The following is an 18,603-nucleotide window of genomic DNA, read 5'->3' as shown; positions in this document are numbered from 1 at the left end:
ACACGAGTTAGTGAATAAAGCGTACGTAAATATAGCCCAGTGACAGAAGCGCCAGGGTAGCGATCGCTAACCAGCTCCAGGCATTAATCAGACGTGAAGGGCGCTGGGACACCGGCACGGTTGAGCCGTTTGCCGTCAGGTGGTTGAGGGTAGCCAGCACCGGGCTTATCAAAAATGCCACGACCATGACAAAGTCCATAAACAGCCGGAAGCTGCCCATCAAGGTATACAGAATCACCACGGCCAGTAGTGATAAGCCCACCATGCATATAAAAAACGCGCGGCTGCCCTCAATCGTACGGCTCTCTTCCGTGGCGCCTTCCGGGCGTGTAAACGTATAGTAAGAGGCCGTGATCATGCGTGGAAAGCCATCCAGCACGGTCAGCAGTGTGGTGAGCATGACGGTAAACGCGGAAATACCCACGACCACGCCGCTCCACTCGCCCAAGGTGTTGGTATAAAGGCCAATCACTTGGCTTGCAAAAGCGACGGCGCCATCGGCGGGCGTTATTGCTTGGCTGTGCATCACGCCAGCGCCCATTACGACAAAACAGGCCGCCAGAACGGCCGCGCCGATATAGCCGATATTGAAGTCGATTTTTTCGGCGGCAGTGCCGCTGCGCACGCCCTGATTTTTATTACGCGCCTCTGACCACAGTGAGTTCATCACCGCGAGCGTAATATCAGACGGCATCAAGCCCAGCACCGCTACCAGGGTAATAAAGGTGGCCGTATTAAAAAGCGGAGAGACGGCTGTCGCGGGGTAGAAGGTCCAGTCGACCAGGGGCACGGCCACCAGGGCCGCCAACAGGGTAGTGACGCTTAAGATGACAATAAAGACTTTATTGACCCAATCAAGCAGCTTGTAACCGCCTGCGAATGTCAGCACGCAGCACAGGGCAATCAGTATCACGGCGATGGTTGGCGGGCTTAACGTCATAGGCACGATACTGCCGGCAAGACCTGCCGTGGTAATCGCAATGGCGGCAATAATAATCGCCGAGACAGGTATTTGGACCAGCGCAAACAGCGCCACCACGGATTTACCAAAGGTCTGGCGGTAGCCTTCAACCAGCGACTTGCCTGTGACGCTGACATAAAACGGTCCGAAGAAGAAAGACGGATACTTAAGCAGTACGGCAAGTAAAATAAAGCCCAGCAAGCCGATGCCATACTCCGCCCCAGCACGTGTTGATTGAACAACGTGAGACGTGCCAATGGCTGCACCCGCAAATAAAAACCCAGGACCAAGCGCGGCCAGGTATTTGGCATACATGGACTTGGCCGAGGGAGAAGCCGCCAGCGTGCTGGATTCTTGAGGGGGCATGGTGGGTTCCTTGTGAGCGAGGTTTTATTGAAGTTTCATTGTTGTTTTAAGCGATTCTGATCGCGGGCCGCTATGTTAGCTCAGTCTTTGATGGCTTTCATGCGCTATGCGCTGTATGACGTTACTCACGTATAGCAAAATCATTAAGGCTGGCTAAATGGCGAAGGTGTCACGCTAGCCGGGTTTGCTTGCGCTGGGTCAGCCTTTAAGCTGATATGTATTTATCGTAACGTTCTGAGTCTGTACTGAAACGGCAGTGCAAGGCAGAATTCAAAAACGCACAGATGGCGAGCAGGACATTCGTTAACCAGACGTCAGGCTGTTAGGGTAATAAAACGTTTAAGAGGCGCGCTACTATGCTGACTGTTTTCATTTATTTTATGATTTTTATAGGTGTCACGGCCGCTTTATACCAGGTGTATGAGGTTAATTATAATATTAACTTTGCCAATGACTTGAAGCTCTCAAGCGGCGATAAAGAGCGCCTAAGCGAGCTTTCGCATAAAGCATTGTTGGCGAAGCAAGCAGGCGGGTCAGCCGACTTTGACCAGGCGGTCGCCCAAATATTTGGGCCTCAGATGGATCCTCACATGGCGCTTCAAGCGTTTACTGAGGAAAAAGCGGGCACCTATGCCATTCCGCTTCTGCGTCGAAGGGAACAGCTTATTTTTAGCGACGAGTTACGCGTGCGCCAATTACCCTTTTGGAAGACTCGGCTGCCAACATGGGACGTCCGCGTACTGATGATTTTACTGGTGATTGTGAACAGTATGCTGGCGCAGTTCCTGGGGGGAATGAGCATCTATACGCTGCTATACCCCTTTTCATCGGCTGCCTTTACCTGGCTGAATGAACCCTCGGTGCTGATGCTATTAACTTTCGTGTTGATCGCCATCTCTCACGGCATTTTCCGGCTTGATATGTATCTGCACGACCTGTATCAAATTGGAAAGCTTTCCCGGTTAACATCGGCAGACAATCGTCATCTGCATAGCCAAAAAGCGTAAGTCGCTAAAACGAGCGTCTGAAAATGGGCACCTTACAAGCAGCGCCTAACAAGATGCCAGCATTGCTCTTAGCTGTTCGCCCAAAAACGCCATGGCCTCTTCGCTGCGCGGTGTCCATGGGTGGCCATAGCTTAAGCGGGCGCAGTTTTGATACCCCTGCGTGGCAGAGAAAATAGGCCCAGGCGCAATACTAATCCCGTTTGCCAGGGCTATTTGAAACAGGCGCAGCGAGTCCACCGGCTTGGGAAATTCAAACCACAGAAAGTATCCGCCCGCAGGGCGTGTTGCGCGGGTATCCGCAGGAAAGTAGCGTGCCGCCGCCGAGAGCATACGGGCTTGCTGAAATTCCAGCGCCAGGCGCAGCTTGCGCAAATGGCGGTCGTAGCCGCCGTGCTGAAGGTAATCTGCAATGGCTACCTGAGCGGGCACCGAGGGTGAAATTGTCGTCATCAGTTTCAGCCGGGAAATGCTTTCGGCGTAGCGCCCTCCGGCTACCCAGCCGACCCGATAACCGGGCGCCAGACACTTTGAAAACGACCCGCAGTGAATCACCAGCCCTTCATCATCAAAGTGCTTAACCGGCACGGGGGGGTTGGTGCCAAAATAGAGTTCGGCATACACATCATCTTCGATCATCGGCACCTGATGCTGCTTCAACAGCCCATACAGCGCTTTCTTTTTGGCCGTACTCAAGCTCGCCCCAAGCGGGTTTTGCAAATGGCTCATCAGCCAGCAGGCTTTAATAGGGTACTTGGCAAGGCTGTCTGCCAGCTTGTCCAGGTCGATTCCTTCCCGTGGATGAACAGGAATCTCGACCGCCCGTAACTTCAAGCGCTCCAATACCTGAAGGCTTGCGTAAAAGGCTGGGGACTCGATGGCGACAAGGTCACCAGGTTCGGTCACGCACTGAAACCCCAGGTTGAGGGCTTCCATGGCGCCATTGGTAATCACCAATTCCTGAGGCGGTAGGTGTACGCCTGCCAGCCGATAACGCAGGGCGATCTGGCGGCGCAGTGCCGTATCGCCTGCGGTCATATCGGTGATGATGGCGTTGGGAGAAAGCTCGCGCAGCCCTTTGGCCATGCTGCGCGCCAGGCGGGGAAGCGGAAACAGCTCAGGGCTTGGAAAGGCCGAGCCAAAAGGCACCGTATCGACATTTTGAAGCGACCCCAGCACTGAAAAAACCAGTTCACTTACCGCAATGTCGGCCGTTTCAGGGTGGCCCAAGGTCATTTCGGGCTCGTTGAGAAACTGCTGCGCCTGTTCGCGGACAAAGTAGCCCGAGCGTGGCCGCGACACGATTAGCCCCTGCTTTTCCATCAGATAGTAGGCTTGAAACACTGTCGATGGGCTGATGGCGTAGTGGCGGCTGGCCTGGCGAACTGAGGGCACACGTTCCCCCGGCGCCAGCACACCACTGCGGATCAGTTCGGATATTTCCTCGGCAAAGCGTTCGTAGCGTTTCATGTTCTTCCGCCGCTAAAAGCAGGCCAAGAGGATACGCGAACGGCGGTAAAAAACCGATGACCAAGTGCTACGTCTGGCTGATAATCAGTGCTGCGTTGACCCCGCCAAACCCAAATCCGTTGCACAGCACATGCTGAGCGGGCTGGGTGCGCGTGGTTAACGGGATGAAGTCCAGGTCCCGCATATCTTCATCGCAGTGCGTCAGGTTAAGCGTGGGCGGCAGCTGGCCCGTGGTGGCAGAAAACGCTGAAAAGATGCTCTCAACACCGCCCGCCGCCCCCAGCAAATGGCCCGTTGCCGATTTGGTGGAAGAGATCGGAATGTGTGGCAGTTTGCTACCAAACACACGCCGTAAGGCGGCAATTTCTGCCCGGTCGCCCACGGGCGTGGAGGTGGCGTGAGCATTGATATAGCCAATCTCATCCGCGTTAAGCCCCGCCATTTTCAGCGCCGAATGAATCGCCGCGGCGGCGCCGTTACCGTCCTCTGGCCCGGCAGTAATATGGTAGGCATCGGCACTGGTACCGTAGCCGCTAATGACGGCCAGCGGCGTGGCGCCGCGCGCTTGTGCATGCTCAAGTGTTTCAATCACCAGCAGGCCCGCACCTTCGCCCATCACAAAGCCGTTACGGGTGCTGTCGAAGGGGCGCGACGCACTTTCAGGCTGCTCATGCTCGGTGGAAAGCGCTTTGAGCGCGTTGAAGCTCGCTAATGATAGTGGATCAATACACGCCTCGGCGCCGCCCACTAACGCCACGTCGGCTTCACCGCTGCGGATTAGACGCATGCCGTCGCCAATCGCTTGCAGGCCCGCCGCACACGCCGTCACCGGGCAGCCCAAAGGCCCTTGAAAGCCATAGCGAATCGACAGATTGCCCGCCGCCATATTGGCCAGAAACGCGGGTACGGTAAACGGCGACACCCGACGGTAACCTTTCTGCTGTAGCGTTTGCTGGGCCTCGGTAATCGTGGGGAACCCGCCAATGCCGGAACCGATAATGGTCGCCGTGGCGCGGCGTTGTGCTTCGTCCGTTGGCTGCCAGCCAGCCTGCTCAAGCGCCTCTTTTGCCGCTGCCATGGCGTAAAGGCTGAACAGGTCCAACTTGCGGCGCTCTTTGGCATCCACGATATCATCCAGACAAAGCCCCGCCTGCGGGTCATCAGTTGAGTGGGCAACCGCACCGGCAATTTTGATAGGCGTTTGAGCGATATCAAAGCGGGTAATCTGGCGGATCCCTGAACGGCTTTGCAGCAGAGCGTCCCAACTTGTCTTGACGTTAAATCCCAGCGGGCTGACCATGCCCATGCCGGTGATAACAATAGGTGAGTGCATAGCGGCTCCTCAGTGCTTTAAATACGGCTACGCTAGCAGTACGCATTATATGATCAAGATAATATTTAGCAGGATTATTTAGCCAAACAATTTAGCCGAACGATTTAGCAGTACATAACGAGGTCAACATGCCTTATCCCAAAAGCCATAAGGCGAAAACCCGAGAGCGTATCCTGGCGTCAGCCACTGAACTGTTCAGCCGATACGGCTTTAATAAAGTCTCCATCGGTCAGGTCATGAAGCTGGCCAGAATGACCCACGGGGCTTTTTATTCCCACTTCGCCTCCAAAGAGGCGTTGTATGATGCCTCGGTGCGTAAAACGCTGGATGGCAGCCGGGCGGCACGCTTGGTAAAAGGGCCGCTCTCCTTGCAGCATCTAACGGAGCTGGTCTCTAACTACTGGAATCTCCAGGAGCTTGAGCGTAAGCAACAGCCAGGGCCGGAAGCGGTGCTGTTTAATGAAATAGGCAGCGAGAAAGCCGAGATTCGTACCATGTTTGAGGCGTCTTACCTGCGGATGAAAAAGATGCTTGAAATGCGCTTGCTTGCCTTGAGTAAGCTAAAAAAACTCCCCTTTGCCCACGACCGCGAGGTGATTGCCGATAAGTCGCGGGTTATTCTGGCAGCCTTGGTGGGGGCTGTAGCCATTGCCAAAAGCTTACCCGGTGAGGAAGAGCGTCAGCATGTGTTATTGGCGACCCAGCGCCAGATTTTGTTAATGCTGGGGGTGAGCGAAACGGAAGCAGAAGGGATGCTGCAAAGCGTTATGTCGGCCTAGGCTCGCCAGTGGGCAGGGAGAGTCTCGGTTAAAAACTGCTGAAACGCCAAGACCTTGGGCGTTAATTCACGCCGATGCCGGACACAAAGAAAAAACTCCAGTGGGTCAACCTCTAAGGGCTCATCAGCCGCAAACGGCGGCGTAAACAGTGCGACAAGCTTGCCCTGCGCAATTAACGGTTCTGCAATAAACGCCGCTAACCGTGTGATGCCGCCACCTTCAATGGCCATCTGGGCTAGTGCATCAATGTCGTCGCTGATCATACGTGCCTTCACCGGCGCATCGAAGCGTATGCCGTTGCGTATTGCGCCCCAGCCGAGATAGCGCCCATCCAAAGGAAACCGAAATACTAGGCAGTCGTGCTCCTTAAGCTGTTCCAGGGTGTGCGGGTATCCAGCCTGCTCAAGATAGCGAGGCGCTGCGCAGAAGATGGACGGCACCCGTGCAATAGGACGCGCCACCAACCCCTCTTCCAGCGCATGGCGAATGCGAATGCTGGCGTCAACCGATTCGGCGATATGGTCCACGTGGCGGTCGGCAATGCTGAGCTCGACCGTGATGTCGGGATAACGGCGATTAAAGGCCGGGATCATGGGGGCCAATAGGTGCCGGGCAAAGGCACCGGTTGAAGCGATGTGCAAACGCCCTCTGGGTGCGTCATGCAGCGCGCTGACGGCCTGACCGGCAAGCTCCAATTCCTGTACCAGTTCACGCACTTTTGCGTAATAGGTGGCTCCGCTTTCCGTCGGCGCCAAACGGCGCGTAGTGCGGGTGAGCAAGCGCACCCCCAAGTGGGTTTCCAATCGGCTGATGTTTTGGCTGGCGGCTGCCGCGCTAATACCCAAAAGGCGCGCGCCGCCCGCAATGCTGCCGGCTTCAACTGCTTTCACAAAACTCTCGATACCGCGTAACGCAACCATAAGCCATACCTTAATCTTTAGCGCCATTCGTAATACTAGCTTACGGCTGTGCTTGTCGTGGGCCTGCTTCTGAATTGTTTCAAGTCACTGTAGAGTGCGCAAACACTTTTGATAGATAAGGTAATTCACCCATGACAACCCGCCGCTACCCAGAACAGCGCCTGCTTGCAGCGCGCAAGTTGCACCCACGTTTTACGCCGGTCGTATTTGCATTCTTTATGTCGACGATTATGGCGTTCTTGATGACCCTGATTATTACCGCCGTTAATGCCGGAGTGAGTGACTACTATTTCAGCCAGGTATGGCACGCCTATCGGGTAGCCATGCCCAGCGCCTTTGTGTGCATTTTGGTAGTACGGCCACTGGTTGCCCGTCTTGTACAGCTTACGATCAGGTCGCATTGAGGTAATTATGCCGCCTGTTTTTTGCGCATACTGCTCCTGCCGGTGACGATGTTTGGAAAAGCTCATGCTATGCATGCATCAAAGGTTGAATGGCTTTATTAAAACGCAACATGCGAAACTGTAACGTTTTATAAAGATGTGGTGGTCGAAATCAACTGCCGTCAAGCGGGCTGTACTTGGCATCAAAACAAACCATGACAGCTCATTGTCGGCTTTCAAACCGTAGGGAGTACCCGTGTGAGAATAGGCGCACCTAAGGAAACGAGTCGGGGAGAAGCACGTGTGGCGCTTACCCCTGAAAGCGCAAAGCAGATCCAAAAGCTGGGCCACGAGTGTCTGATTGAAACAGGCGCTGGTCTTGCGGCGGGCTTTAATGACAACGCTTATCGTGATGCTGGCGTTACCGTAGTGGATAGTGCTGACGCTCTTTGGCACGGCGCTGAGGTGGTCATTAAAGTCCGCGAGCCTTCTGATGAAGAAGCGGCGCGACTCAGAGAAGGACAAACGCTGATTGCGTTTTTCTGGCCCGCTCAGAACGAAGCGCTGCTTGAGAAGTGCCGTGCCCAGGGCGCCACCGTGATTGCGATGGACATGGTGCCGCGCATTTCTCGTGCCCAGAAGATGGACGCGCTCTCTTCCATGGCCAATATCGCGGGTTACCGCGCGGTGATCGAAGCAGGCAATAATTTTGGCCGCTTCTTTACCGGCCAGGTAACTGCCGCGGGCAAAGTGCCTCCGGCTAAGGTGCTGGTAATTGGCGCAGGCGTTGCCGGGCTTGCGGCCATTGGTACTGCCACCAGCCTGGGTGCTGTGGTGCGTGCCTTTGATGTGCGTCCGGAAGTCTCCGAGCAGATCGAGTCGATGGGCGCTGAGTTCCTGTTCCTCGATTTTGAAGACAGCGAAGACAGCCAGGATGGCTCGGCAAGCGGCGGTTATGCCTCGCCCTCAAGCCCCGAGTTTCGCGAGAAGCAGCTTGCGTGCTTCCGCGAACAGGCGCCTGATGTGGACATTGTCATCACTACCGCTCTGATCCCCGGACGCCCGGCGCCCAAGCTGTGGCTTGAGGATATGGTCGCTGCCATGAAGCCAGGTTCGGTAATTGTTGATCTGGCGGCTGAAAAAGGCGGTAACTGCGATTTAACCCAGCCCGATGAGCGTATCGTCTCCGATAACGGCGTGATTGTGGTCGGCTATACCGACTTCCCCTCACGCATGGCGACCCAGTCGTCCTTACTGTATGCCACTAATATTCGCCATATGCTGACCGATTTAACGCCTGAGAAAGATGGCGTGATCAATCACAATATGGATGATGACGTGATTCGTGGCGCGACGGTGACTTACCAGAACGAAGTGACCTTTCCGCCGCCTCCGCCCAAAGTAAAAGCGATTGCTGCGGCCAAACCGAAGAAGAAAGAAAAAGAGCCGACGCCTGAAGAGAAAAAAGCCACAGAAGCGGCGACGTTCAAAGCCCAGACCAAACGTCAGGTCGGCATATTGGCGATCGGTGGTGCGCTGATGCTGTTGCTCGGTCAGGTCGCGCCCGCGTCTTTTATGCAGCACTTTATTGTCTTCGTGTTGGCCTGCTTTATCGGCTTCCAGGTGATCTGGAAAGTTAGCCACTCGCTGCATACGCCGCTGATGGCGGTGACTAATGCGATCTCCGGCATCATTATTTTGGGGGCGATTTTGCAGATTGGCTCAGGCAGTGCAGTGGTTAGCGTGCTGGCGGCTATTTCGGTACTCATCGCAACGATCAATATTGTGGGTGGCTTCCTGGTGACACGCCGGATGCTGGCCATGTTCCAAAAATCCTGAGCGGCGGAGAGACGATATGTTAGGTCAAGGATTCGTATCTGCTGCGGCGATTGCGGCAAGCGTACTGTTTATTTTATCGCTGGGTGGGCTTAGTAATCAGGAAAAAGCCAAGCGTGCTGTGTGGTACGGCATTGTAGGGATGGCCGTTGCGGTGTTTTTCACCGCCTTTGGGCCGGGCATTGGTGGCTACTGGTGGTTGATCCCGATGATGATTATCGGCGCAGGCATCGGTACCTATATGGCGGGTAAGGTCGAAATGACCGAAATGCCCCAACTGGTGGCCGCCCTGCACAGCTTTGTGGGTTTGGCGGCTGTGTTTGTGGCGTGGAGTGCGGACCTGGAGCGCCGCCGAGTGCTGGCTGCCCGTGCGGCTGATGGTGTCATGCAAGAGTTTTCGGCGTTTGCCGCGCTGGTGGCTACCAAGGCCCCCGATGAGCTGACGTTTTTGCAGATTGAGGTCGTGCTGGGCATCTTTATCGGTGCGATCACCTTTACAGGCTCCGTGATCGCCTTTGGCAAGCTGGCGGGCAAGGTGGATGGCAAACCGCGTCAACTGCCTGGCGGGCATCTGCTGAATGCTGGGGCGGCAGTGCTTTCATTGCTGTTGGCGGTGCTTTATCTCAACGGTGCAGGCTTCTGGACGCTGATTTTGCTGGCCGCGCTGGCTTTCTTCATCGGTTATCACCTGATCATGGGGATTGGTGGTGCGGACATGCCGGTGGTGGTGTCGATGCTCAACAGCTATTCCGGCTGGGCGGCGGCGGCTATCGGTTTCACGCTCTCTAATGATCTTTTGATCGTGACCGGCGCGCTGGTGGGCTCCTCCGGGGCGATTCTCTCTTACATCATGTGTAAAGCGATGAACCGCAACTTCGTTAACGTGATTCTGGGCGGTTTTGGCGGAAGTACTGGGCCAGCGGCAGAGATCGAAGGCGAACAGGTGGCGATTGATGCTGGCGGCGTGGCCAGTGCCCTAAACGATGCCGATAGCGTGGTGATCGTGCCGGGGTACGGTATGGCTGTCGCGCAAGCTCAAGGTGCGGTCAGCGACCTGGTGCGCAAGCTGCGCGCGGCAGGTAAGAACGTACGCTTTGGCATTCACCCGGTGGCGGGCCGTTTGCCGGGGCACATGAATGTGTTGCTGGCCGAGGCCAAGGTGCCTTACGACATTGTATTGGAGATGGATGAAATCAATGATGATTTCGCCAGCACCGACGTGGTGATCGTGATTGGTTCCAACGATATCGTTAACCCGGCCGCTGAAGAAGACCCTAACAGCCCCATTGCCGGTATGCCGGTATTGAAGGTCTGGGAGGCCAAGCAAGTGTTTATCTGTAAGCGCGGGCAGGGTACCGGCTACTCAGGCATCGAAAACCCGCTGTTCTTCAAGGAGAACAGCCGGATGTTCTACGGTGATGCTCGCGATAGTCTGAATGCATTGCTGCCGCTGGTCGATTAACGCTCCACAACGCAGTGTAACCCAACGAACAGGGCGCCAAAGGGCGCCCTGTTTGCGTTTAGTCGGCGCGTCTCGCTCACTGCCATGGTTACCAGGAAATGGCCTTTTCGCCTGTGGATTAAAAATTACTATCAAGTTAGTCGCTAAATGCAAATTGTAGCTATAGCTAATGTGCTTTAAAACAGTGCCATGTCAATGAGTCGCCCGCTCGCGCGTTTTGAAAGCGTCATGTTGAGAGACGTCATTGAGTGTTCCTCTGGTCACGCCAGGGGTAAGAGCAATAAGGGGAAACGAACGCATGAGTGGTAAATGCCCGGTAATGCACGGTGGTAACACAGCCGCCAGCAAGTCCAACACCGACTGGTGGCCTAACGCCCTGAACCTGGACATCCTGCACCAGCACGATACCAAGACGAACCCACTGGGTGAAGATTTTAACTATCGCGAAGCGCTTCAAACGTTGGATGTCGAGGCACTGAAAGCGGACCTTCGCCAACTGATTACCCAAAGCCAGGAGTGGTGGCCAGCCGACTGGGGAAGCTACGTAGGCATGTTTGCCCGGGTGGCCTGGCATGCGGCAGGTTCTTATCGCCTGGCGGATGGCCGTGGTGGTGGCGGCACCGGCAATCAGCGCTTTGCACCGCTCAACTCCTGGCCGGATAACGCCAATACCGATAAAGGCCGCCGCCTGCTGTGGCCAATCAAAAAGAAGTACGGTAACAAAATATCCTGGGCCGATTTGATGATTCTCTCCGGCACTGTGGCCTATGAAGTCGCGGGTTTGAAAACCTTCGGCTTTGCGTTTGGTCGCGAGGATATCTGGCACCCTGAAAAGGACACCTACTGGGGCGCTGAAAAAGAGTGGCTGGCGCCTTCCGACGGCCGCTACGGCGACGTGGCAAAGCCCGACACCATGCATAACCCGCTGGCCGCCGTGCAGATGGGCCTGATCTACGTGAACCCGGAAGGCGTGAACGGCCAGTCCGACCCGCTCAAGACCGCCGCCCAGGTGCGTGAAACCTTCAAACGCATGGCGATGAACGATGAAGAAACGGTTGCCCTGACTGCTGGTGGCCACACTATCGGCAAGTGCCATGGTAACGGCACACCCGGCGATCTAAGCCCGGAGCCCGAAGCGGCTGGCCCCGAGCTCCAGGGCCTTGGCTGGATGAAAACCAAGGGTCGTGGCATTGGCCGTGACACCCTGGTAAGCGGTATTGAAGGCGCCTGGACCAAGAACCCGACGCAGTGGGACATGGGCTACTTCGAGATGCTGTTTGGCCACGAATGGGAGCTGAGAAAATCCCCCGCCGGTGCTTCGCAGTGGGAACCTGTCGACATTAAAGAAGAGGACATGCCGGTAGACGTGGAAGACCCTTCCATCCGCTGCATGCCGATCATGACCGATGCCGATATGGCTATGAAGGTCGACCCGATTTACAACGCCATCTGCCAGCGCTTCATGGCGGACCCGGCGTACTTTGATGATGTCTTCGCCCGCGCCTGGTTCAAGCTGACCCACCGCGACATGGGCCCGAAGGTACGCTATGTAGGCCCGGACGTACCCCAGGAAGACCTGATCTGGCAAGACCCGGTGCCTGCGGGCCGCACCGACTACGATGTGGATGCCCTGAAAGCCCGCATCGCCGCCAGCGGCCTGAGCATCAGCGATATGGTCAACACCGCCTGGGACAGCGCACGCACCTACCGTGGCTCTGACATGCGCGGCGGTGCCAACGGAGCACGTATCCGCTTGGCACCGCAAAACCAGTGGGAGGGCAACGAGCCCGAGCGCTTGGCCCGCGTGCTGGCAGTGCTTGAACCCATTGCCCAGGAAAGCGGTGCAAGTCTTGCCGATACCATCGTGCTGGCGGGCAATGTGGGCATCGAACAGGCGATAAAAGCCGCAGGCTTAAGCGTCACAGTGCCCTTTGCCCCCGGCCGTGGTGATGCAACGGATGAGATGACCGACGCCGAGTCGTTCGAGGCGCTCGAGCCGCTGGCCGACGGCTACCGCAACTGGCAGAAAGATACCTACGTGGTCAGCCCCGAAGAGATGCTGCTGGACCGCTCCCAGCTGCTTGGCCTGACTGCGGCGGAAATGACCGTACTGGTCGGCGGCATGCGTGTGCTGGGCACCAACCACGCAGGCACCAAACATGGCGTGTTCACCGAGCGCGAAGGCGCATTGACCAACGACTTCTTCGTGAACCTGGTGGATATGGCCAATACCTGGCACCCGGCGGGCGACCATTATGAGATTCGTGATCGCCAAACGGGTCAAGTGAAGTGGACAGCCAGCCGCGTTGATCTGGTGTTTGGCTCCAACTCGATTCTGCGTGCCTATGCCGAAATCTACGCTCAGGATGATTACGTCGAGAAGTTTGTCAGCGACTTTATTGCCGCTTGGACAAAAGTGATGAACGCTGATCGGTTTGATTTAGCGTAATGCCACGCGCCCTATAAGGGGCGCGTGAGCAGTCACTGTTATTGGTGTACCCAGTCTTGCCCGCATCGAAAGATGCGGGCTTTTTTAGGTATAAGGAAAGGCTTAAAACGCTTCCCACTCAGGTTCGGCGACGGCCTTTTTGGGCTTGGGTGCTGAAGGTGTAGTGGATGCGGCCGGTAAGCGGGGGCTGCTTGCTGGCGGAGTAGCGCTTGCCGTGATGGATAGCGGCTGCGAATCGCCCAGCACGAACTCGCTCATCAACTGGTCCAGGCGCTCGGCGTTTTTACGCATCTGCGCGGCAAGAGAGGCATTCTGGCTGACCATGGAGGCATTCTGCTGCGTCATGGTATCCATTTCGGCAACGGCAGTATTCACCTGTTCGATGCCTGCGGTTTGCTCGCGAGCGCCAGCGGTGATTTCGCCAATCACGTCAGATACCTGAGTAATGCTGCGATGGATTTCCTGCATCTGCTGGGCAGCGGATTTAACGATATGGTTGCCTTCCTTGGCATGATTGACCGACACATCAATCAGCGCGCGGATATCCTGCGCCGCAGTGGCCGAGCGGCTGGCCAGCGTACGCACTTCGTTGGCCACCACCGCAAATCCGCGCCCCTGTTCACCGGCTCTTGCGGCTTCGACCGACGCGTTAAGCGCTAGGATATTGGTTTGAAAAGCGATGGAGTCTATCAGGCCGATAATATCGCTGATCTTGTTGGACGACTCGCTGATCGCGCCCATCTTGCTTTCCATCTGGGTCATGGATTCAGTGCCGCGTTTAGAGGCGCCGGCGGCTTCAATCGCCAGACCATTAGCCTGCTCAGAAGCTTGCGACGTGTGCGCCACCGTTGAGTGGATCTCCTCCATGGAGGCGGAGGTTTCCTGGATATTGGCGGCGGCCTGATCGGTACGTGAGGAGAGTTCGTGAGTGCCATCCGCCATGTCGCTGGCACCGGCGAGTACCGTTTGGGCGTTATAGCGCACTTCCTGGAGGGTGCCCTGCATACGTTCAACGAACGCATTGAAACCACGCGCCAGATCACCGATCTCGTCTTGTGATTTAACCTCCAGACGGCGGGTCAGATCGCCCTTGCCCTGAGCGATATCGGCCATGGCGCTAGCCGTATGCTTGATTGGCGCAAGCGAGCGGCGTGCCGCATAGGCAGCTACCACCAGAAGCAATATCAGCAGCAACCCGCCCGCCAGCAGCAGGGATTTCAGCAAGCTGTTGGTTACGGCGGTAAAGGCGGTCATCGGGACGGTCACGCCGACAACCCAGGACGTGCCCTCCACCGGACTCCACATAAGCCGGGTACGTTCGCCACTGGGCATGGTGATTTCACCGGAACCGGGGGCGCCGCTGAGAATTGACTGACTCAGCGCATCCAACCCCTGATACCCCTGAGTGCGGTCGGCGTCGGTATAGTTCAGCGACATGCGGTACTCTTCCACCGGGTGGGCAATGACCTGGCCCTGGCTGTCAATAAGCCAGCCGTAGCTCCCCTCACCGACATTGATTGCCGAGGTGATATCAGACACCGCCGCCATGGACACGGTGATGCCGAGTAGCCCTGCGCGATTGCCGCGTTCATCGAAAACGGTATCGACTACTAACGCCGTTGGCAGCCCGCTGACCATGGAGATCACCGGGTCGACAAGCAGGCTATCCTGGCTGCCTTCAGAAATGAGTGTCTTGAAGTAGGAACGTTCCGAGATGTCTAGCGGCACGCCAGCATGGGTTATCGTGTCGCCCGAGGCATTAGAGAAAAAAAGCGACTCGATGGTGCCGCCCGGAGGGTAGCGTTTGGCGAGCCAGTCAAGATGCGTAGCGACAGGCAGATCTTCGGCGAGACGCTCATCTTCCGCCAGCACCGCATTCCAGTTACGGTAGCCGTTGATCCAGCGGCCTATCTCGTCGGCGCGTGCCTCAACTTGCCGTGTACCGGCATTGTCGATTAGGTCAGGAATGGCTCGATTGAGCTGCTGATTGACGATAATGCCGAGAACGATGGCAACAAGCAGTAAAGGAAGAGCGACTGCGCTCAGCAATTTTTGTGTTAACGACAGACGAGAGAACTTGCTCATTAAAAGCCTCGGTGGTTAAAGGTTGGCCATCACTGGCCGATCATGATCCACGCAGTTTTTTATGGCGCAGAGATCGTTTTTATTGCTGGCGCAAAAGTTAATAACGACCGTTTTACGATTAACTTAAGTGTAATTACCATTGGTATAGGCCAGTAAACGTTGAGGATGCTTTTATCAAAAGCGTTGGATACGCTACTGACTATCGATGTGTTACCGCTTGTCATGTCATTTTCCCCTGTAGACACGCAGAATATCGGCCATGGTCGCCAGCGCGATCTCCGCCGGTGTCTTACTTCCCAGGTCTAGGCCAATCGGCATCACGATCCGCGCGATATCGGTGTCGGTCAAACCGCCGGAGCGCCGTAAGCGTTCGGCACGTTGGGCTGAGGTTTTCTTCGACCCCATGACGCCGATATAAAAAGCGTCAGTGCGTACAGCTTCGATCATCGCCAGATCATCAATACGCGGATCGTGCGTAAGGGCGACAATCGCCGTGGCTGCGTGGCAGGCTCCTGAGGCTATGAACAGCGAAGGCAACACCGCCTGTACCTCGACACCAGGAACATTGAAGCCGCGCCGCATCTCCTCGCGTGGGTCGCAGACAATGACTTCAAATCCCAGTGCCTGAGCGAACTGGGCGCAAGGAGTAGCGATGGCGGAAATACCTGCGATTACAAGGCGCAGTGACGGGCCAATACGAAGATAGGCGGCATGCTCATCGCACGTGACGGCAGGTCCCGGCCCTTCGGGCACGATGAAGCGCTTGCGAGATCCGTCCAGTAACACATGACGTATCAATGGCCGTCGCCCCATCAGCGTGGCATGCATGACTTCAAGATGGATCAATGTGTCGGCGCTGGGCTCAAGCCGTTCTACCAGCACATCAAGACGTCCGCCGCAGGGCAGGCGAACGGTTTCATCACTTTCGCCACCAAAATGAATCAGTTGAACCGGTGAGGATGAAAAAGCCCCTTTTTCCAGGCGTTCCAGAAAGTTCTCTTCAACGCACCCGCCTGATAACGAACCAATGAACTGCTCTTTTGAGCACGCGGCCATGATGGCTCCGGGCTCCCTGGGTGACGAGCCAAAGGTCGACAGCACCGTACACAGCCAGACCACACGGCCTTGGTTAGCCCACTGGAGGGCCCGCTCGACAACCTGAAGATCAAGGTGCTGCATTACAGCGCCACCTCGGCGCGTTTTTCTGTGGGTCTATTGCCCTGCCCAAGCCGCCGACGCACGGTCTCTGCGGTAAACGGAGGGTGTGTAAAGCGAACCCCGGTCGCATCGAACAGCGCATTGGCAATGGCCGGGGCGCCAGGCAGCGACGTGGATTCGCCGACACCTAGCGACGGCTGGTCCGTTCGGTCCAGCATTAGAAGCTGAATATCCGGAAGCTCCGAAAAGCGCAGGATGGGGTAGCTGCCCCATTCGCGATTCATGGGCAGTCCCTTTTCGAAGGTCACCCGCTCTTTCAGGGTTCGGCTAAGCGTCTGGATGACGTTGCCATGCACCTGGTGGCGTACGCCATCGGGGTTGATCATGAGTCCGGCATCCTGGCCCACATACAGACGTTCGATAATGATCCGGCCACTGGCGGTATGCACTTTGAGCTCGACGACCCAGGCCGCCAGCGCGGCGCCGAATCCGGGGAATTTGCTATGCACGTACTGCGCGTAGGCAAACCCCCGCCCGTAATGCCAGCCCGCTTCGGTACGAGGGGCAGGGTACGCTGGGCGAGGCTGCCAATGGGCACGTTCTGCCAGGGTCTTGACGAGTTCTATCGCGCGCGTATCGGTCAAGTGCCTAATTCGGAAGGCAACGGGGTCTTCCCCGGCCAGGTAAGCCAGCTCATCAATGACACTTTCATGCGCAAAAGCGTTCGGCATGGCGGAAACGCCGCGTAGCCATGAGGCGCGTACGAGCGTGGGCACATCGTCACAGGCAATACGCCGATGCGGATAGCCATAGGGCGGAACGGACGTACGATCACCCATCTGGAAAGGCACGTCGCTGGGTGGCTGTGCGCCTGTCAGCAAAAGCGCCAGAGTCGGTGCATTGTTGGAAGGGTAGCGAGCCACGAAACGGTAGCCTGTCAGATTACCGTCGGCATCGATACCGGCTTCAACATCCATCCGCTGGGCAGCTCCCTTGGGTTCCCAGAGATGCTCCTGCTCGCGGGTGAGCTGGACGCGCACAGGGCGACCAACGGCCCTTGATAACAACGCCGCATCAGCACCCACATCATCGGCACAGTTGCGGCCGTAACAGCCAGAGGCCTCCATACGCGTGACGGTAATGGCGCTTTCATCCAGCAGCATTAGACGTGACAGATCGGCACGCAAGCTGTGAGGATTCTGCGTGCCCGACCAGACGTGCAGTTGATCGTCACGGTAGTGGGCAACCGAGCATGAAGGCCCAATTGAGCCATGCAGTTGAAAGGGCCAGACATAAGCGCGTCGAACACGATGTTGAGCACTTTTGAGGGCATCGTCGACCTGGCCTTCTTCAAGCAGCAGGCGTTGTTGCACCGGCAGTTCGTCCAATGCCTGCTCAATGTTATGCATGGGGGGCAGCGTATCGGGCTTGCGCCAAACGATGTTGAGTTTACGGGCGATAGCGGCCGCCTGCTCTTCGCGTTCAGCCACAACGCCGACAAAGTCGCCAATCGTCACGACGCTGACCAGCCCTGCCATGCCGGCTACTGAGTTTTCATCAACGGATACCAGTGAATTACCGACGAAATCGCCCCGGTCATAGCCACTGTAAGGAGGTCGAATCACGTGGCCGTAGAGCATATCCGGCAAACGAAAGTCATGTACGAACGTCAGTGCGCCCGTCACCTTGCCGGGAATATCAACGCGAGGCGCTGCCTTGCCCACCAAGCTGTATTGATGGACAGGTTTGAGGGGCACCTCATCGGCAAGCTTCAGAGCATGTCGGGCGCCGACGAGCAGTTCGCTATAGCCGATGGCGGGTAACGTGTCGTCTAACGGTGAAATATGACCTGCACGACAAAAGAGCTTGTGTTGAGGTAGACCAAAATGCAGGGCGGCTCTGAACAGTAAATATTCACGCGCCTGAGCGGCAGCACGACGAAGCGGCTCGGCAGTAATCTGAATAGTGGCGCTTGCAATCGTCGGCCCCTGATTGGGTACCTCGAACGGATCACCCAAAACCATGGTGACGGATTCAAGCGCTACCTCAAGCTCTTCCGCCACGATCTGGGCAAGCGCAGTGCGTATGCCTGTGCCAAGATCCACATGACCGTTGAACGCCAGCACCTGGCCCGCGCTCAGGATAGCAATAAATATTTCGGGCTCAGTAGGTACGAAATTAGAATGTGTACCCGGTTGTCCTGGTGCGGGCTTGGGAGGCGTAATCGGATCTCGATACACGATAAGATGATCTGGATCATGCAGAAGGGCTTGTCGATCATAGACTTTCTTGCCGGTCATGTGGCCTCCTTGGTTTTTTTAGATGCTCAGGTCTTTCATGTATCGCGAGAGGTTGCTTGAGTTTAATATAAACTTATAATGTGTACGCCATAAATTG

General features: G+C 56.4%; 13 protein-coding genes. 6 read left to right on the top strand and 7 right to left on the bottom strand.

Annotated features, from left to right (window positions below; translation table 11 throughout):
- Nucleotides 1-7: 7 nt before the first annotated feature.
- On the bottom strand, nt 8-1,327 hold the full coding sequence (locus ACT3R4_RS09025) for an NRAMP family divalent metal transporter (protein ID WP_441678568.1): 1,320 nt from the start codon (nt 1,325-1,327) through the stop codon (nt 8-10).
- 356 nt (nt 1,328-1,683) lie between these two features.
- On the opposite strand from ACT3R4_RS09025, the gene ACT3R4_RS09020 reads away from it, so the two are divergent.
- A complete protein-coding gene (locus ACT3R4_RS09020) occupies nt 1,684-2,334 on the top strand; it encodes a hypothetical protein (protein WP_441678570.1) in 651 nt (216 codons plus the stop codon).
- A 45-nt stretch (nt 2,335-2,379) separates the two neighbouring features.
- Here ACT3R4_RS09020 and mapR read toward each other — a convergent pair whose 3' ends face one another.
- Both mapR and fabF read right to left on the bottom strand, forming a co-directional pair.
- Nucleotides 2,380-3,801: a GntR family transcriptional regulator MpaR gene (mapR, locus tag ACT3R4_RS09015; RefSeq protein ID WP_441678572.1), complete on the bottom strand. Its 1,422-nt coding sequence runs from the start codon at nt 3,799-3,801 to the stop codon at nt 2,380-2,382.
- A gap of 67 nt (nt 3,802-3,868) precedes the next feature.
- Nucleotides 3,869-5,134 carry a beta-ketoacyl-ACP synthase II gene (fabF, locus tag ACT3R4_RS09010; RefSeq protein ID WP_441678574.1) on the bottom strand — a complete coding sequence of 422 codons (1,266 nt, stop codon included), beginning with the start codon at nt 5,132-5,134 and terminating at the stop codon, nt 3,869-3,871.
- A 128-nt stretch (nt 5,135-5,262) separates the two neighbouring features.
- Here fabF and ACT3R4_RS09005 point away from each other — a divergent pair, with 128 nt between their 5' ends.
- Complete coding sequence (locus ACT3R4_RS09005) at nt 5,263-5,913, top strand: TetR/AcrR family transcriptional regulator (protein ID WP_441678576.1); 651 nt, start codon at nt 5,263-5,265, stop codon at nt 5,911-5,913.
- Here ACT3R4_RS09005 and ACT3R4_RS09000 read toward each other — a convergent pair.
- A complete protein-coding gene (locus ACT3R4_RS09000) occupies nt 5,910-6,833 on the bottom strand; it encodes a LysR family transcriptional regulator (RefSeq protein WP_441678578.1) in 924 nt (307 codons plus the stop codon). The genes ACT3R4_RS09005 and ACT3R4_RS09000 overlap by 4 nt on opposite strands.
- Before the next feature lie 131 nt (nt 6,834-6,964).
- Here ACT3R4_RS09000 and ACT3R4_RS08995 point away from each other — a divergent pair, with 131 nt between their 5' ends.
- From ACT3R4_RS08995 to katG, 4 genes are all read left to right on the top strand, one after another.
- Entirely contained in the window at nt 6,965-7,237 is a 273-nt protein-coding gene (locus ACT3R4_RS08995; RefSeq protein WP_441678580.1) for a DUF2798 domain-containing protein, read from the top strand.
- A 237-nt stretch (nt 7,238-7,474) separates the two neighbouring features.
- The gene (locus ACT3R4_RS08990) at nt 7,475-9,055 is read left to right on the top strand and encodes a Re/Si-specific NAD(P)(+) transhydrogenase subunit alpha (protein ID WP_441678582.1); all 1,581 of its coding nucleotides are present in this window, start codon (nt 7,475-7,477) and stop codon (nt 9,053-9,055) included.
- Between the two features lie 16 nt (nt 9,056-9,071).
- On the top strand, nt 9,072-10,514 hold the full coding sequence (locus tag ACT3R4_RS08985; RefSeq protein WP_193053194.1) for an NAD(P)(+) transhydrogenase (Re/Si-specific) subunit beta: 1,443 nt from the start codon (nt 9,072-9,074) through the stop codon (nt 10,512-10,514).
- A gap of 298 nt (nt 10,515-10,812) precedes the next feature.
- Nucleotides 10,813-12,963, top strand: coding sequence for a catalase/peroxidase HPI (gene katG, locus ACT3R4_RS08980; RefSeq protein ID WP_441678584.1), 2,151 nt, complete (start codon nt 10,813-10,815; stop codon nt 12,961-12,963).
- A gap of 102 nt (nt 12,964-13,065) precedes the next feature.
- Here the strand turns inward: katG and ACT3R4_RS08975 are convergent, their stop codons facing one another.
- The 3 genes from ACT3R4_RS08975 to ACT3R4_RS08965 all read right to left on the bottom strand — a co-directional run bounded on the left by ACT3R4_RS08975 (nt 13,066) and on the right by ACT3R4_RS08965 (nt 18,506).
- A complete protein-coding gene (locus tag ACT3R4_RS08975) occupies nt 13,066-15,048 on the bottom strand; it encodes a methyl-accepting chemotaxis protein (RefSeq protein WP_441678585.1) in 1,983 nt (660 codons plus the stop codon).
- 225 nt (nt 15,049-15,273) lie between these two features.
- The gene (locus ACT3R4_RS08970) at nt 15,274-16,227 is read right to left on the bottom strand and encodes an XdhC family protein (protein ID WP_441678587.1); all 954 of its coding nucleotides are present in this window, start codon (nt 16,225-16,227) and stop codon (nt 15,274-15,276) included.
- Complete coding sequence (locus ACT3R4_RS08965; RefSeq protein ID WP_441678589.1) at nt 16,227-18,506, bottom strand: xanthine dehydrogenase family protein molybdopterin-binding subunit; 2,280 nt, start codon at nt 18,504-18,506, stop codon at nt 16,227-16,229. Before ACT3R4_RS08965 ends, ACT3R4_RS08970 begins: the two co-directional genes overlap by 1 nt.
- Between the last annotated feature and the right edge of the window lie 97 nt (nt 18,507-18,603).

It is taken from the genome of Halomonas sp. AOP7-E1-9 (assembly GCF_052376035.1).
GTDB lineage: Bacteria > Pseudomonadota > Gammaproteobacteria > Pseudomonadales > Halomonadaceae > Vreelandella > Vreelandella citrativorans.
This window is presented reverse-complemented; position numbering and strand designations above follow the sequence as displayed.

Bases quoted from the DNA above. Each gene is read 5' to 3' on its own strand.
- ACT3R4_RS09025 (WP_441678568.1), bottom strand. From the start codon at position 1,327: ATGCCCCCTCAAGAATCCAGCACGCTGGCGGCTTCTCCCTCGGCCAAG.
- fabF (WP_441678574.1), bottom strand. From the start codon at position 5,134: ATGCACTCACCTATTGTTATCACCGGCATGGGCATGGTCAGCCCGCTG.
- ACT3R4_RS08970 (WP_441678587.1), bottom strand. From the start codon at position 16,227: ATGCAGCACCTTGATCTTCAGGTTGTCGAGCGGGCCCTCCAGTGGGCT.
- katG (WP_441678584.1), top strand. From the start codon at position 10,813: ATGAGTGGTAAATGCCCGGTAATGCACGGTGGTAACACAGCCGCCAGC.
- ACT3R4_RS08985 (WP_193053194.1), top strand. From the start codon at position 9,072: ATGTTAGGTCAAGGATTCGTATCTGCTGCGGCGATTGCGGCAAGCGTA.
- ACT3R4_RS08975 (WP_441678585.1), bottom strand. From the start codon at position 15,048: ATGAGCAAGTTCTCTCGTCTGTCGTTAACACAAAAATTGCTGAGCGCA.
- ACT3R4_RS09000 (WP_441678578.1), bottom strand. From the start codon at position 6,833: ATGGTTGCGTTACGCGGTATCGAGAGTTTTGTGAAAGCAGTTGAAGCC.
- ACT3R4_RS09005 (WP_441678576.1), top strand. From the start codon at position 5,263: ATGCCTTATCCCAAAAGCCATAAGGCGAAAACCCGAGAGCGTATCCTG.
- ACT3R4_RS09020 (WP_441678570.1), top strand. From the start codon at position 1,684: ATGCTGACTGTTTTCATTTATTTTATGATTTTTATAGGTGTCACGGCC.
- ACT3R4_RS08995 (WP_441678580.1), top strand. From the start codon at position 6,965: ATGACAACCCGCCGCTACCCAGAACAGCGCCTGCTTGCAGCGCGCAAG.
- mapR (WP_441678572.1), bottom strand. From the start codon at position 3,801: ATGAAACGCTACGAACGCTTTGCCGAGGAAATATCCGAACTGATCCGC.
- ACT3R4_RS08965 (WP_441678589.1), bottom strand. From the start codon at position 18,506: ATGACCGGCAAGAAAGTCTATGATCGACAAGCCCTTCTGCATGATCCA.